Genomic DNA, 14,872 nt, shown 5'->3' with positions numbered 1-14,872 from the left:
GAGAGGGTTGGCGGAGTGTGCGCTGGGAGGCGATCGATATCTCGACTATGTCCGAGGCGACGGCGGTGAAACGGCCGATCGGCCAGACGATCAAGGCGTATGTCTCGCTGACGAAGCCCCGTGTTCTCGAGCTTCTGCTCGTCTCCACCGTGCCGGTCATGTTCCTCGCCGAGGGCGGGATGCCGAACCTCTGGCTCGTACTGGCGACCGTGTTCGGCGGCTCGATGAGCGCCGGATCTGCGGCATCGTTCAACATGTATCTCGACCGGGACATGGATGCGCAGATGCATCGCACCGAGAAGCGTCCGCTCGTGACGGGTGAGATATCGCCGCGAGCAGCGCTGATCTTCTCCTGGACCCTCGCGATCGCATCCACTGTCTGGTTGCTCGCCACGACGAACTGGCTGACGGCGACGCTGTCAGTCGCCGCGATCTTCTTCTACGTCGTCATCTACACGATGATCCTCAAGCGTCGTACCGAGCAGAACATCATCTGGGGCGGGATCGCAGGCTGCTTCCCGGTGGTGATCGGCTGGTCGGCCGTCACCGGTGACGTCGCATGGCCCGCCATCGTGCTGTTCGCGCTGGTGTTCCTGTGGACGCCTGCGCACTACTGGCCGCTGTCGATGAAGTACCGGGATGATTACGAAGGCGCCGACGTTCCGATGCTCGGCGTCACGCGCAACGCGTCACAGGTCGGGCTCCAGGTCATTCTGTACGCCTGGGCCACCCTCGCGTGCTCGCTGCTGCTGATTCCGGTCGCCGACATGGGCCTCGTGTACTCCGTGTCCGCCGTGGTGTTCGGTGGCTGGTTCGTCTACGAGTCGCACCGGCTGTATTCGCAGGCGGTGCGTGGAACGAACCCGCGTCCGATGCGGGTGTTCCACGCCTCCATCACCTACTTGACGTTGATATTCGTCGCCGTGGCTGTCGACCCGCTGCTGCCGTTCTGAGGTCAGTGCATATCAGCGCGGTTCGGCCTGAAGGTAGACCAGCACGGCTCTGACCCGCCTGTTCTCATCGACGGGACTCAGGCCGAGCTTGAGGAAGATGTTGCCGATGTGCTTGCTGATGGCGGCATCGGTCAGCACCAGCGCGGCAGCGATCTCCGTGTTGGAGCGGCCGTCGGCCATGAGAGCGAGAACTTCTCGCTCTCGTCCCGTGAGCGTCGAGAGCGGTCCTTGCGGCCGTACACGCAGGAGATGCTGCACGACGTCAGAGTCGATGACGGTGCCACCGGATGCGACGACGTCCAGCGCTTGCGCGAAGTCGCGCACCCGATTGATCCGGTCCTTCAAGAGATAGCCGATCGCACCCTGCGGGAGAGTGAGAAGCTCGCGGGCATAGGTGTCGGCGATGTACTGCGACAGGACCATCACGGGCTGGGCAGGCGACAGCTCCCGAATTCGCAGAGCGGTCCTCAGACCGTCGTCGCTGTTGTCCGGCGGCATCCGCACGTCGGTGAGGACGAGGTCTGGGTGCATGCTCTCCCCGTGCAGGCGGATGAACTCCTGCAACAGCTGCGGCGCGGTGGTCGCCGCCGCGATGACCTGGTGACCGAGTCGTTCCAGGAGCGCGACGAGTGCCTCGCGAAGCAGCGTGGAATCCTCAGCGAGCAGTATGCGCATCGTGTCGACCTTCCCCCTTCAGAGGCACGGACATGTGCAGCTGGGTGGGCCCACCGGCGGGACTGACGAGGTCGAAGCTGCCCCCGAGCGTCTCGACGCGCTCGCGCAGTCCGCGAAGACCCGTCCCGGCCTCTTCGCGGGCACCGCCGTGCCCGTTGTCGGTGACGGTGACATCGACCGTGCTCGAGGCGACCTGTGCCCGCACGTGAACGCGGGACGCGGCCGTGTGCTTGGCCGCATTGGTGATCGCCTCGGTGACGAGGTAGTACGCGGCGGTTTCTATCGCGGGAGCAACTCGCGAGAGAGAGGTGATGTCGAGCTCGAGCGGAACGGGGGTACGATCGGCCAACTCGTCCAAAGCCGCGCGGAGCCCGTGGTCGGTGAGTACGGCGGGATGGATGCCGCGAACGGTTCGCCGCAGTGTTGCCATCGCGTGTTCTGCCTGATCCTGCGCAGCCTCGAGGGCGTGGCGGGCGGCTGTGGTTTCGGCGTTGCGGTCGGCGAGTTCATCCAACTCCAAGCTCACCATCCCGAGCCGCGCGGCGAGCGTGACCAGCTCTTGTTGCACGCCATCGTGAAGGTCTCGTTCGATGCGGCGGCGTTCGTCCTCGAAGGCCTGCACGAGGGCGGCGCGCGAACGGGTGAGCCGCTCGACGTTCCGACTGAGCTCCTCTTCGCGCGGCCCGCAGAGTGCGCGCAGCATCAAGGCGTGCCCGGTGGCGAGCAGCGCATTCAGATACCCGAACAGCGGGAGCAACACGATTCCGACCGGAATCACCGACCACCAGGTGCTCTGATCGACCACGAGGTGGACGTCGCCGAAGAGATTCACATCGGCGCGACGCTGGGAGCCGATGAAGCCGAGCGAGAGGAGCAAGAACAGGCTGAGGGCTTCGAAGAGCAGCAGAACGAAGGAGAGCAGGCCCAGCACCACGTCGCTGAGCAGCGCTCCGGTCTCTCGCCATGTGGCGGCCTCGGTGAGGCGAACGCCCAGCCAGTTGTGCCGTTCCTCCCGGATCACACGGACATGTCCCGATCGCTGCGGCGGAAAGCCGAGCAGACGCGTGCGCCGGCGCTCCACAGCCCCGATGAGGATGCCCCACAAGGGGACGAAGAGGAGGGTGAGCACGGCCAGAGGAAGCATGACGAGGCCGATCACCGCGCTGAGCAGGAGATACAGCAGCGCCAGCCATGGCCAGCGACTGGTGAGGAACCGCCACGGTGAGCGTGCCAGCGCTTGGCCCGCGTTACTCGGATCCATGACACCACCCTACGGATCAGATGTTCCATCCGGCGCCGCGGTGGCGAAGAGTAGAGCCAGCTCTACCCTCGTTCTCGACCCTGCCGGATCGTGCATCCGCAGGTTTCGGACTGAGATGAGATCATGATCGAACCAGTCGCCCTTGAACCGCTCATCAGCGCCGTCGACGTCCGAAAAACTTTCCCTGGTGGGCGCGGACAGCCTCCCGTGCCGGTTCTCGGAGGCATTTCGCTCGACGTGCATGCCGGGGAGATGGTGAGCGTCGTCGGTCCCAGCGGGTCGGGGAAGTCCACCCTGCTCTACTGCTTGTCGGGGCTGGAGCCGTTCGAGTCCGGTTCTGTCTCCTTGGCAGGACAGGACCTGGGCTCGCTGCGTCGGGGCGCCCTCGCCGCGCTTCGCCGAGACCGCATCGGCTTCGTCTTCCAGTCCTTCAACCTGATACCTTCCCTGAGCGCGCGGGAGAACGTCGCGCTCCCGGCCAGGCTCGCCCGCCGAGGGGCCTCGCGGCACGATATCGACGCAGCCCTGGCGGCTGTCGGGCTATCCGATCGAGCACATCACAAGCCCGGAAAACTCTCAGGCGGCCAGCAGCAGCGCGTCGCGATCGCGCGAGTGCTCGCGACGCGCCCCGACATCGTCTTCGCAGACGAACCCACCGGGTCGCTGGACACGGCCAGTGGATCCGAGGTGTTGAGCCTTCTCCGGGAGGCGGCCAACGGGGGACAGGCGGTGATCGTGGTGACTCACGACCTGGAGGCAGCTGCTCTTGCCGACCGGGTGCTCGTGCTGCGCGATGGCGTGATCCACAACGAACTGCGTCGACCGACACCGGATCAACTGCTCGAGGAGATCACTCGCGCGAGGCTGAGCGCGTGATCCGCCTCGTCTTCGGGGACCTGCTCGCGCAGTCGAGGGTGTGGACGGGGATGACCGCCGTCGTGGTCGCCACCGGGTTCGTGGCCGCCATCGCCGCCGGTCTCATCGAGACGGGAGCGGTCCACGGCGGAAAGGTGCAGGAGGGATTGTCCAGCACGAGCGGGGCGGTCATCATCTTCACCACAGCGACCGCGCTCATCGTGCTGAGCGGTGCGGCGAACCTCACCGTGTCCTTGCAGCAGCGTGGGTACGCCCTCTGGCAGGTCGTCGGCATCCGACCCGCTCTTGTCGGCCTCGTCGTCTACGTTCAGCTCGGCATCGTCGCTCTGGTCGGTGCGGGAGCCGGTCTTCTCATCGCGCTGCCTGCTTTCCCGGTGCTTTTCGGGTACGTGTTCCGCACCTGGGATGGGATGCAGGGAATCAGCCTGCATCTGGGTGGGATGAGCGCGATCTGGGTGCTGCTGTCCGTTCTCGGCGTGGTGCTGCTCGGTGGGCTGCGCGGAGCGCGGCGCGCGAGCAGAGTTCCACCCGTCGAGGTGCTCAGAGAACCGGAGATGCCTCGTGCGCGGGTCGAGTGGTTCCGCTACCTGCTGCTTGCAGCGGCGCTGTTCGGTCTGCTGTCTGTGATCATGAATCTCCGCCGGGATGCCTCCCTCGCCGCGACCTCGGGTACAGGACTGTTCCTCACTCCGTTGATCGCTGTCGTCTTCGCGGCCGCAGGGCCGTTGCTGTATCCGGTCGTTCTTCGGGCTTGGACGGCATTGGTACCGCGCAATGTCTCGGCGTCGTGGTTCTTCGCCAGGCACTCCGCCAGATTCCGGCTGAGTCGGAGCAGTGCTGCGATCGGGCCGCTCATGGTCGCAATCGCGCTCACTGGAGGGCTTTATACGCTGGCGCGGAGCATCGATGCCGCACAGCATCGCAGCAGCGGCACTCTCGCTCCCGAGGGCGTCGTGATCCTCCTCGGTGGCCCGCTGCTGCTGGCCGCGGTCGCCGCCGCGGCAACAGTCTTCATGTCCGGACAGGCCCGCGAGCGCGAGTTCGCGCTGCTCCAGGCTGCGGGCGCCACGCGAGCGATGATCCTGCTCGCTTCCCTGTGGGAGGCTCTCATCTACGCGTTCACGGCGGCCATGCTCGGCGGCCTCGCCACGGTGATCGGCGGAGTGATCATCGCTGATGTTCTCGGACTCGACGCGCCCGTCATCACGATGGAGAGCAGCCTGGTCGTGGCAGTCGGCGGCTTCGCGGCTCTCCTGATCGCGACCATCGCTCCGACGTGCGCGGCACTGCGGCACGACATTCCGCGAACTCTTGCCGTGGAGTAGTGCGCAGGCGGTGCGTGGAACGAACCCGCGTCCGATGCGGGTGTTCCACGCCTCCATCATCTACCTGACGTTGATGTTCGTCGCCGTGGCTGTCGAATCGCTGCTGTTCTGATCTTCATCGTCCGCTGACTCGTCTGCGGCCGTCTCGGTTGCGGGTGTCTCGGTCACTGAGCCGGTGGAATCCTCGACAGCTCCGGTCCGGCCTTCTGCGTCCGCTGTCCAGTCGATCGGCTCGACGGCGACGGGCGCCGCGGTGGGGACGAGAGACTTGGCTGCGGCCAGTGCGAGCGTGAGCAGAACCCCGACGACGCCGGCGCCGAGAAGAACGGCCCCCACGACGATCATGGGCTGGCCGACGTAGACCTCGACTCCGGTCGCTGTCCCGTCGAGCAGCTTTGCCGTCATGATCCCCGCATTGTCCGAGATGAGCCAGGCACCCACAGCGGCGGATGCGAGGGACAGGACGAGCAGGAGCCAGTACGAGATGCTGCGTGTGAGTGATTTCTTCATGTCCACGAGCCTCACGGACTCGTTGATGCGCGCGCTGTGCAGCGCTTATGCGCGGCCTGTGCGGACCCCGATCCGACCGCGCGTGGCGTCGTGTCCGCGGTCACTCGACAGGACGCTTCAGGCGCAGCACCACCACGGTGTACGCGGCAGCGGAGAGCGAGGCGAGCACCATGTGGATGCCGACCAGCAGCTCTGGCAGCCCCTCGCGGGCCTGCCAGATGCCGACCCCGACCTGCACGAGGATCGCGAGTGCGAGGACCAGCAGCCAACGGCGCGGTTCGAGGCGCAGCACCCATGCCGATATCGTCAACGCGGCCACGAGCGCAGCGAGGATGTACCCCGGCCACGAGTGCACGTGCGCGAGGATCGTGGCGTCGAAGCCGTCGCGAATGACATTCGCGTCCCCGGAGTGCGGTCCCGAGCCGGTTGTCAGCACACCGAAGAAAATGGTCACGGCCAGTGCGAGACCGGTCACGTGCGACCCGATCGCGAACCATTTCGGAACGACACGCTCGCGTGGCGCACCTGATTCGTGAAGTCGGACGAGGTAGGCGGCGGTGACGCAGACGAGCAGCAGCGAGGACGTGTAGTGGAAGCCGACGATGAAGGGATTCAGATCACTCAGAACCGCAAGGCCGCCGACCACTGCCTGCGCCATGACGCCGGCGAGCACGATCCACGCCAGTGCGGAGAGATCCCGCCGCTGCGTCGTCAGCCGAAGCGAATCCACGGCGGCGACGACCACGGCGATCAACAGCGCACCTGAGGCGAAGCCGAACGCGGGCAGCCCGAAGGGGGCGGTCACGAGATAGGCGATGACCGCGGCGACGACACCGCCCACGGCGAACCACACCGCCCGCATGACGAGGCGACGACCGCCGATTGCGTGCAGCGTCAGCAAGAGCACGGCGAGTGCGAGAAGTCCGACGACCCCGGTCATCGTGCGGTTGCCGAACTCGATGAGTCCGTGGATGCCCTGGACCTCGTAGATGGGCACCAGGGATTCCGGTGTGCACAGCGGCCATTCCGAACAGCCGAGTCCGGAACCGGTCAGGCGCACGGCTCCGCCGGTGCCGATGATGATGACCTCTGCGATGAACGACAGCCAGGCCAGCACTCGCAGCGGTCGACCGAATGCGGCGGGCCGGGGACCCCGGTGACCGTCGTGGGAAGCGGCGTCTGCGAGGGCGGTGGTCTCGGGCATATGTCCTCCGGCCCGCGCCCGAGCGTACGGGCGCGGCCCGTTTATCAGGGGGAACCTGTAGAATCGGATTGTTGCGATGCCTGCGAAAAGCGCGAGGTGCATCACCAACAGTTTAGGCGCGAAGAATGCGTCCGTGATGAGGCCCACCAGCGGCACCCATACCCGCGAACTCTTACGGGGCCATGAGGTGTCGGGGCGGATGACACCGTTGAGGCCTGACAAGGAGAGTGTGATGTCGGATGTGCTGATCGACCGCCCAGAACTCGATGGTCTGGGGGTGTATGAATTCGGCTGGCACGATGAAGACGCCGCCGGCGCGATCGCGAAACGCGGCCTGTCCGAGGACGTCGTTCGCGGCATCTCCGGGCTCAAGAACGAACCCGAGTGGATGCTGAAGACCCGCCTGAAGGGTTTGTCGCTGTTCGGGCGCAAACCGATGCCGACCTGGGGTGCAGACCTCAGTGACATCGACTTCGACAACATCAAGTACTTCGTGCGCTCCACGGAGAAGCAGGCGCAGTCGTGGGAAGACCTTCCGGTCGAGATCCGCGAGACGTACGAGCGTCTCGGCATCCCGGAGGCTGAGCGCCAGCGCCTCGTCGCCGGAGTCGCCGCGCAGTACGAGTCCGAGGTGGTGTACCACCAGATCCGCGAGGACCTGGAAGCACAGGGCGTCATCTTCATGGACACCGACACCGCGCTTCGCGAGCACCCGGAGTTCTTCGAAGAGTACTTCGGAACCGTCATCCCGGCCGGCGACAACAAGTTCGCCGCTCTCAACACCGCGGTCTGGTCCGGCGGTTCCTTCGTGTACGTCCCCAAGGGCGTGCACGTCGAGATCCCGCTGCAGGCGTACTTCCGCATCAACACCGAGAACATGGGTCAGTTCGAGCGCACGCTGATCATCGCCGACGAAGACAGCTACATCCACTACATCGAGGGCTGCACGGCTCCGATCTACAAGTCGGACTCGCTGCACTCGGCGGTCGTGGAGATCATCGTGAAGAAGAACGCCCGCGTTCGCTACACGACGATCCAGAACTGGTCGAACAACGTCTACAACCTCGTCACCAAGCGCGCGGTCGCCCATGAGGGCGCCACGATGGAGTGGGTCGACGGCAACATCGGCTCCAAGGTGACGATGAAGTACCCGTCGATCTACCTGATGGGCGAGCACGCCAAGGGCGAGACGCTGTCCGTCGCATTCGCCGGGCCCGGCCAGCACCAGGACGCCGGTGCGAAGATGATCCACATGGCGCCGTACACGCAGTCATCGATCGTCTCCAAGTCGATCGCCCGCGGTGGGGGCCGTGCCGGCTATCGAGGCGAGGTCCGCGTCGATGCCAATGCGCATCACTCCGCGAACACTGTGCGCTGCGACGCTCTTCTCGTCGACACCAAATCGCGCTCCGACACGTACCCCGCGATCGACATCCGTGTGGATGACGTTCAGCTCGGGCACGAGGCCACTGTGTCGAAGGTCAGCGAAGAGCAGCTCTTCTACCTGCAGTCCCGAGGGATGCCGGAAGACGAAGCGATGGCGATGATCGTGCGCGGCTTCATCGAGCCGATCGCACGTGAACTGCCGATGGAGTACGCCATGGAACTGAACAAGCTCATCGAAATGGGCATGGAAGGATCGGTCGGCTAAATGGCGGCCTCGACGACAGCGCCCAGCGAGGCGCAGCCTACGAACGCGCACATCGACCCTGCCGCCCGAGTGGCGGATGCTGGATTCGTCCCTGTGCAGACCCGATCCGCACGCCCGCGCTCTTTCGAGCCCGGCGATTTCGGCACACCGACCGGCCGCGAGGTGAACTGGAAGCACACGCCCGTCGATCGCATCGCCGGACTGCTCACCGTCGCTTCGGAGAACGACGGTGTGGACTACGAGATCACGGCGGGGGAGCAGTACATCGCAGCGCCCCTCGCTGCGGGAACAGCTCCGCGTGGAGAGCACTTCCTCTCCGAGGACGTCGTGTCGGCCATCGCATGGCAGGGCACGAGCGAGGCTCTTCACGTGCGAATCCCGCGCGATGAGGAGGTCGCAGAGCCGATCCTCGTCACGATCACCGGGCAGGGCGCGGAGAAGCGCGCCGACGCCCACATCGTGATCGAGGCACTGGAGCACAGCTCGGCGACGGTGATCCTCCGCCACCGCGGTGCGGTCCAGTACGCGCAGAACGTCGAGATCATCGCTCGTGCCGGATCGCGGCTGACGGTCGTGTCTGTGCAGCGATGGGACGACGACGCCGTGCACGCCGCGTCGCACCAGGCACGCGTCGACAACGATGCGGTGCTCAAGCACTTCGTGATCAGCTTCGGCGGCGGACTCGTCCGCGTGAACCCGAACGTCGAACTCGCGGGCAACGGCTCAGAGGGGTACCTCTACGGTCTCTCGTACGCTGACGCCGGGCAGCACCTGGAGAGCCAGGTCTACCTGCACCACAAGGGCGCACACACGAAGGGCGACGTGCTCTACAAGGGCGCGCTGCAGGGCGAGAACGCCCACAGCGTGTGGATCGGCGACGTGCTGATCGGCGCGAACGCCACCGGCACCGACTCATACGAGGCGAACCGCAACCTGGTTCTCACCGAGGGTGCTCGGGCCGACTCGATCCCGAACCTGGAGATCGAGACGGGTGACATCCTCGGCGCCGGACACGCCAGCGCGACGGGTCGTTTCGACGACGAGCAGCTGTTCTATCTGCAGGCACGAGGGATTACAGAGGAAGAGGCGCGCCGCCTGGTCGTGCTCGGCTTCCTCACCGACGTCGTGCAGCGACTCGGCATCCCTGCCCTCGAAGAGGAACTCCTCGCTGCGATCGAGGTCGAACTCGCGGCGGTGAGCGCATGAGCGCGCAGCGCGCCTGCGGTCTGAGCGAACTCGAGCAGGACACCCCGCTGCGGGTGGAGCTCGACGGCGTCCCGATGGCCGTCGTACTCGATTCCGCTGGTGAGGTGCACGCCATCGGCGACACCTGCACGCACGGCGAGATCTCGCTCTCCGAAGGCTTCGTCGAGGGCGACACGCTGGAATGCTGGGCCCACGGCTCGGCGTTCTCGCTGCGCACCGGCATCCCCCAGAATCTCCCCGCATATGAGCCCGTACCGGTCTACGTCGTCGATATCGACGGCGACGACGTGCTCATCGATCCGACCGTAACTAAGGAAGTCTGAATGTCTGTTCTCGAGATCCGCGACCTGCACGTCACGGTCGACACCGAGGCCGGGACGACCCCGATCCTCAATGGCATCACCCTCACCATGAACGCTGGTGAGACCCACGCCATCATGGGCCCCAACGGCTCAGGAAAGTCCACACTGGCGTACACGATCGCCGGCCACCCCAAGTACACCGTCACGAGCGGATCGATCACATTCGACGGGGCGGACGTCCTCGCGATGACCGTCGACGAGCGCGCCCGCGCCGGCCTCTTCCTCGCGATGCAGTACCCGGTGGAGATCCCCGGTGTCACAGTGACCAACTTCCTGCGCACCGCGAAGACCGCGCTCGACGGCGAGGCCCCGCCGATCCGGTCGTGGACCAAGGACGTCAAGGGCGCCATGTCGAACCTGCGGATGGACCCGAAGTTCGCGCAGCGCAATGTCAACGAGGGCTTCTCCGGTGGTGAGAAGAAGCGTCACGAGATTCTCCAGCTCGAGGTGCTCAAGCCGAAGTTCGCGATCCTCGACGAGACCGACTCCGGTCTTGACGTCGACGCGTTGAAGATCGTGTCCGAGGGTGTCAACCGCGCCAAGGAGGCCACCGGTCTCGGCGTGCTGCTGATCACGCACTACACGCGCATCCTCCGCTACATCCGCCCCGACTTCGTGCACGTCATCGTCGCGGGCAAGATCCTCGAAGAGGGTGGACCAGAACTCGCCGACCGGCTCGAGGACGAGGGATACGACAGATTCCTTAACCCCGCAGCCCCGATCGAGGCGTAGGCTGATCGCATGACCGCGACTCTAGCCCCGGAGAAGTTCGACGAGGTCACCGAGGCTCTCAAGGACGTGATGGATCCCGAGCTCGGGATCAACGTCGTCGACCTCGGACTCATCTACGACCTCGCCTGGGACGACGAGAACGACGCTCTCGTGATCCACATGACGCTCACCAGCGCCGGCTGCCCGCTCACCGACGTGCTCGAGGAGCAGACGGCTCAGGCGCTGGATGCTGTGGTCGACCGCTTCCGGATCAACTGGGTGTGGATGCCGCCGTGGGGTCCCGAGAAGATCACTGATGACGGGCGCGACATGATGCGCGCGCTCGGCTTCGCCATCTAGCACCACGGTGAGTACGCCGGTTCACGCGCTTCCGCTGGCGGCGCTCCGTGAGCGCACCAGCGAGAAGTGGCGCGAGTACCCAGCCGATGTGCTGCCGCTGTTCGTCGCGGAGACGGATTTCCCGTTGGCGCCTGCCATCACACGGGCGCTGGAGCGTGCGGTGGCGACGGGCGACACGGGTTACGTCGCTTCTCGGACGCCTCTCCCCGGCGCGTATGCGGGGTTCGCGCGGCGTCGGTTCGATTGGACACCCGATCCGGCGCGCATGCGCTCCACCGCCGATGTCAGCATGGGCATCGTGGAGATCCTCCGCCGAGTGACCGCGCCCGGCGACGGCGTGATCGTGATGCCGCCGGTCTACCCGCCGTTCTACGACCTCGTCGAGGAAGCCGGCGCGGTCATCGAGCGCGTTCCGCTGCGTGACACCGGAACAGCGTGGGAGATCGACCTCGACGGCGTCGACGCCGCGCTCGAGGACGGTGCTCGCGCCGTGCTGCTCTGCAGCCCGCATAATCCGACCGGCACCGTGCACTCTGCGGCCTCGCTCGCCGCACTCGCGGAACTCGCTGCCGCTCATGGCGCCGCGGTCGTCTCGGACGAGATCCACGCGCCTCTCGCGCAGCCTGGTACAGGATTCACGCCTTTCCTCGCGATCTCGGATGCTGCACGCGAGGTCGGCTACGCCGTCGTCAGTGCGAGCAAAGCGTTCAACCTCGCCGGGCTGAAGTGCGCGTTGATGGTCACGGCATCCGACGGCCCGACGGGCGTGGTGCGATCTCTGCCGGTCGAAGTCGAGTGGCGAACAGGACAGTTCGGGCTTCTCGCCGCCGTGGCGGCATTCGGCGAGGAGAGCGACGAATGGCTCGACGGGCTGCTCACGACACTCGATGAGAACAGGCGTCTTCTCACCGATCTGCTCGCCGAGAACCTTCCCGGCGCGCACTACCGGATCCCGGACGCCGGATACCTCGCGTGGATCGACATGACGGACCTCGGGTGGGGTGAGAATCCCGCCAAGCGGATTCTTCGTGAAGCCAGAGTCGCGCTGCACTACGGGCCGGCTTTCGGTGCTGAAGGCGCCGGTCACGTACGTCTCAACTTCGGCACCAGCCCCGAAGTGCTCACAGACGCCGTCATGCGCATCGCTGCGCTGCGCGGCGCATGACCGACGTCAGTGCGGTCTCGATCTGGGATCGGGAGCGCATCTGGGTGACAGTGGGTGCCACCGCGCTGATCTTCCTCGGCGCGATCGAAGCGCTGGCCGTGACCACCGTCATGCCTGTGGTGAGCGAGGCGCTCGACGGGCAGGCGCTCTTCGCAGTGGCCTTCGCGGGAACACTCGCGACAAGCGTGATCGGCATGGTCGCCTGCGGTGCATGGTCGGATGCCCGAGGGCCGCGCGGCGCCCTGTACGCCGCCGTGTCGCTCTTCGTCGTCGGGCTCGTCATCTCCGGATTCGCGTTCACGATGGAACAGTTCCTGATCGGCCGACTCGTGCAGGGACTGGGCGCCGGCGGTCAGACGGTCGCGCTGTACGTGGTCGTCGCGCGCCTGTATCCAGCGCACCTCCACGGCCGGATCTTCGCAGCATTCGCTGCCGCATGGGTGGTGCCGTCGATGATCGGGCCGTTCCTCGCTGGCGCGGTCGCCGAGTTCCTGGACTGGCGTTGGGCCTTCCTCGGCGTCGCGGTCCTCACGCTGATCGCCTTCGTCCTGATCGCTGTGCGGCTGCACGGTGTCGATCTGGGTGATGGGGATGCCTCGAGCGGCGGGGGAGCGCCGGTGAGACTGCTGCTCGCCTTCATCGTCGCCCTGGCTGCTGTGAGCGTCGGTCTGTCCGCAGACCTGTCGCCGAATGCGGGTTGGCCCGTCGCAGCGTCAGCGGTGCTCGTCATCGGATTCGCGGTGGTGAAGCTGCTTCCCAGAGGCACACTGCGTTCCGCACGCGGGCTGCCGAGCGTCGTGCTCGTGCGCGGAATCATCGCCGGAGCGTTCTTCGCCGCCGAGGCGTACATCCCGTATCTGCTGATGGAGCAGTTCGGGTTCTCACCGACGTGGGCGGGTGTCGCGCTGATGCTGGCGGCGTTCGCCTGGGCGGGTGGATCCGCACTTCAAGGGAGATACGGCGAATTGCTCGGCAATCGGCGGATCGCGGTGATCAGCATCGCCTTGATCCTCGTCGCACTTCTCGCCGTGCTGGTGACGGCTCTCACGAACGCATCGCCGATCGTGATCGTCGTGGGGTGGGGACTCGCCGGAGGCGGTATGGGCCTGATCTACCCGCGTCTCACCGTGCTCACGCTGGCGTACTCGGTGCCGGGGACTGAGGGCTTCAATTCCTCAGCCCTCTCCATCTCGGATGCCACCGGTTCGGCTGTCGCGGTCGCGCTGGCCGGACTCGCTGTGGCGACTCTGGGAGGCGGCGTGCACGCGTTCCCTGTGGTCTACGTGTTCTGCATCGCTCTGGCACTCGTCGCGTCGCTCCCCGGCCTGCGGCTCGGCCACGCTGCTGAAAGGCCGTGACGAGGCCGCGAGAGCCGCAGTGAGGTGATGAGCAGAGCCACCGCGATCATGGCGGTCATCGGCGTTGTGCCGACGACGAGCAGCCCCACGATCGCCAACGTGCCGATCGCGCTTGCCGCGAACAGACGTTTTGCGGAGCGAGTGGGCGTGGGGATGCGCCGTGCCTCGATCCCGGCGAGCAGGAGGGCGAGGCCCGCCGTCAGCGCCACGACTGTCACGAGCCACAGCGGTCTCGTCATCCACCACTCGAAGCTGCTGGGCGTTGGCAGAGCCATGCCCGTCGTCAACGAGAACACGGCAGAGGCGCCCGCCATTGCGAGGAGCACCGGCATGTGCCAGAGGTAGATCGTCATCGCGCGAGGAGTGACGAAGGTACGGAACCTGGTTGGCAGGGGGCGCGTGCTCCACGCCGCCAAGCGGTCGCGCATCAGCGAGAGCACCATCGTGTGCGCAACGCCCACGAGCAGCAGCGACGTGGTGGGCGGATTGATGTTCGCGATCAGGTCAGGGGAGTACACGCCGGTGACGAACGTGGCCACCAGCGCAGCGACCGCTGCGACGCCGATCACGGTCCGGGTGCGACGGGTGAGGGAATCGATCCGTCCGTCCGCGAAGAAGAAGCCCAGTTGCTGCAGCGCGAGCCAGACGAATGCGAGATTCACGAATCCGACACCGTCGATGCCGGTCGCGTCACGCACGGCGTCGACAGCAACGGCCGCCGCGACCAGCAGGCCGATTGTGATCCACGGTGCGCGTCGATGGGCCGCGGCGAACAACGGCAGCAGAACCTGGCACAGCAGGAAGACGCCGAGGAACCAGAGAGGCTGTCCGTAGCGGTAGCCCGCGGTGGCAACCAGATCAGCGGGAACCCCGTTGGCGAGCAGCACCGTCAAGGCGACGCCGACGACACCGATCGTGACGACGGCCGGCAGGACCAGGCGGTGGATGCGTGCCGCCACGAACTCTCTCGCTGTCCCGCCCCGCTGCTGTGCACGCAGGAGTGACGTGTAGCCGGCGAACCCGCCGATCACGAAGAACAGGGGCATCACCTGCAGCACCCAGCTGAGCGGTGTGATCCACCATGACCCGTCGCTCGCATTGGCGAACAGGGGACCGGTGTCGGTCACCGTGACTCCCACCATCAGCGAGTGCAGCACCACGACGCCGAGCACGCACAGCGCTCGTACGAAGTCGATGCCGGTGTCGCGCGCCGCAGTGGCGGTGATGGTGGATCGCAGTTCCGCGATGGCCATGA

15 protein-coding genes and 1 pseudogene are annotated in these 14,872 nt (G+C 66.1%); 11 read left to right on the top strand and 5 right to left on the bottom strand.

Annotation, left to right across the window (positions count from 1 at the left end; all coding sequences use genetic code 11):
* Window positions 1-32 precede the first annotated feature (32 nt).
* On the top strand, window positions 33-953 hold the full coding sequence (locus QFZ46_RS19650) for a heme o synthase (RefSeq protein WP_373457686.1): 921 nt from the start codon (window positions 33-35) through the stop codon (window positions 951-953).
* A 12-nt stretch (window positions 954-965) separates the two neighbouring features.
* On the opposite strand, the gene QFZ46_RS19645 is transcribed toward QFZ46_RS19650, so the two are convergent.
* Together QFZ46_RS19645 and QFZ46_RS19640 are read right to left on the bottom strand one after the other, a co-directional pair.
* Window positions 966-1,628 carry a response regulator transcription factor gene (locus QFZ46_RS19645; RefSeq protein ID WP_307364298.1) on the bottom strand — a complete coding sequence of 221 codons (663 nt, stop codon included), beginning with the start codon at window positions 1,626-1,628 and terminating at the stop codon, window positions 966-968.
* On the bottom strand, window positions 1,609-2,889 hold the full coding sequence (locus QFZ46_RS19640) for a sensor histidine kinase (RefSeq protein ID WP_307364296.1): 1,281 nt from the start codon (window positions 2,887-2,889) through the stop codon (window positions 1,609-1,611). The genes QFZ46_RS19645 and QFZ46_RS19640 overlap by 20 nt, the downstream gene beginning before the upstream one ends.
* 123 nt (window positions 2,890-3,012) lie before the next feature.
* Between QFZ46_RS19640 and QFZ46_RS19635 the strand changes: the two genes are divergently transcribed.
* From QFZ46_RS19635 to QFZ46_RS20035, 3 genes and pseudogenes are all read left to right on the top strand, one after another.
* Window positions 3,013-3,765, top strand: a complete 753-nt coding sequence (locus QFZ46_RS19635; RefSeq protein ID WP_307364295.1) for an ABC transporter ATP-binding protein — start codon at window positions 3,013-3,015, stop codon at window positions 3,763-3,765.
* Complete coding sequence (locus QFZ46_RS19630) at window positions 3,762-5,090, top strand: FtsX-like permease family protein (protein ID WP_307364294.1); 1,329 nt, start codon at window positions 3,762-3,764, stop codon at window positions 5,088-5,090. Before QFZ46_RS19635 ends, QFZ46_RS19630 begins: the two co-directional genes overlap by 4 nt.
* 7 nt (window positions 5,091-5,097) lie before the next feature.
* A pseudogene (locus QFZ46_RS20035) lies at window positions 5,098-5,196 on the top strand (heme o synthase); the annotation flags it as partial.
* Here QFZ46_RS20035 and QFZ46_RS19625 read toward each other — a convergent pair.
* Together QFZ46_RS19625 and QFZ46_RS19620 are read right to left on the bottom strand one after the other, a co-directional pair.
* Window positions 5,151-5,600 (bottom strand): hypothetical protein, encoded by a 450-nt coding sequence (locus QFZ46_RS19625; protein ID WP_307364292.1) that lies wholly within the window; start codon window positions 5,598-5,600, stop codon window positions 5,151-5,153. The pseudogene QFZ46_RS20035 and the gene QFZ46_RS19625 overlap by 46 nt on opposite strands.
* Window positions 5,601-5,700: 100 nt before the next feature.
* Window positions 5,701-6,804, bottom strand: coding sequence for a COX15/CtaA family protein (locus QFZ46_RS19620; protein ID WP_307364290.1), 1,104 nt, complete (start codon window positions 6,802-6,804; stop codon window positions 5,701-5,703).
* A 232-nt stretch (window positions 6,805-7,036) separates the two neighbouring features.
* On the opposite strand from QFZ46_RS19620, the gene sufB reads away from it, so the two are divergent.
* Genes sufB through QFZ46_RS19585 form a run of 7 tightly spaced genes read left to right on the top strand, consistent with a single transcriptional unit; the run spans window position 7,037 to window position 13,617 of the window.
* Window positions 7,037-8,455: a Fe-S cluster assembly protein SufB gene (gene sufB / locus QFZ46_RS19615; protein WP_307364287.1), complete on the top strand. Its 1,419-nt coding sequence runs from the start codon at window positions 7,037-7,039 to the stop codon at window positions 8,453-8,455.
* Complete coding sequence (gene sufD / locus QFZ46_RS19610) at window positions 8,456-9,661, top strand: Fe-S cluster assembly protein SufD (protein WP_307364285.1); 1,206 nt, start codon at window positions 8,456-8,458, stop codon at window positions 9,659-9,661.
* Window positions 9,658-9,984, top strand: coding sequence for a non-heme iron oxygenase ferredoxin subunit (locus QFZ46_RS19605; RefSeq protein ID WP_307364281.1), 327 nt, complete (start codon window positions 9,658-9,660; stop codon window positions 9,982-9,984). The genes sufD and QFZ46_RS19605 overlap by 4 nt, the downstream gene beginning before the upstream one ends.
* On the top strand, window positions 9,985-10,755 hold the full coding sequence (gene sufC / locus QFZ46_RS19600; protein ID WP_307364278.1) for a Fe-S cluster assembly ATPase SufC: 771 nt from the start codon (window positions 9,985-9,987) through the stop codon (window positions 10,753-10,755).
* 9 nt (window positions 10,756-10,764) lie between these two features.
* Window positions 10,765-11,094, top strand: coding sequence for a metal-sulfur cluster assembly factor (locus QFZ46_RS19595; protein WP_188437294.1), 330 nt, complete (start codon window positions 10,765-10,767; stop codon window positions 11,092-11,094).
* Window positions 11,095-11,101: 7 nt separating this feature from the next.
* A complete protein-coding gene (locus QFZ46_RS19590) occupies window positions 11,102-12,259 on the top strand; it encodes a MalY/PatB family protein (RefSeq protein ID WP_307364276.1) in 1,158 nt (385 codons plus the stop codon).
* Window positions 12,256-13,617: an MFS transporter gene (locus QFZ46_RS19585; protein WP_307364274.1), complete on the top strand. Its 1,362-nt coding sequence runs from the start codon at window positions 12,256-12,258 to the stop codon at window positions 13,615-13,617. Before QFZ46_RS19590 ends, QFZ46_RS19585 begins: the two co-directional genes overlap by 4 nt.
* Here QFZ46_RS19585 and QFZ46_RS19580 read toward each other — a convergent pair.
* Complete coding sequence (locus tag QFZ46_RS19580; RefSeq protein WP_307364272.1) at window positions 13,539-14,870, bottom strand: acyltransferase family protein; 1,332 nt, start codon at window positions 14,868-14,870, stop codon at window positions 13,539-13,541. The two genes, QFZ46_RS19585 and QFZ46_RS19580, sit on opposite strands and share 79 nt — an antisense overlap.
* Window positions 14,871-14,872 lie beyond the last annotated feature (2 nt).

This window comes from Microbacterium murale (assembly GCF_030815955.1).
Lineage (GTDB): Bacteria > Actinomycetota > Actinomycetes > Actinomycetales > Microbacteriaceae > Microbacterium > Microbacterium murale_A.
This window is presented reverse-complemented; position numbering and strand designations above follow the sequence as displayed.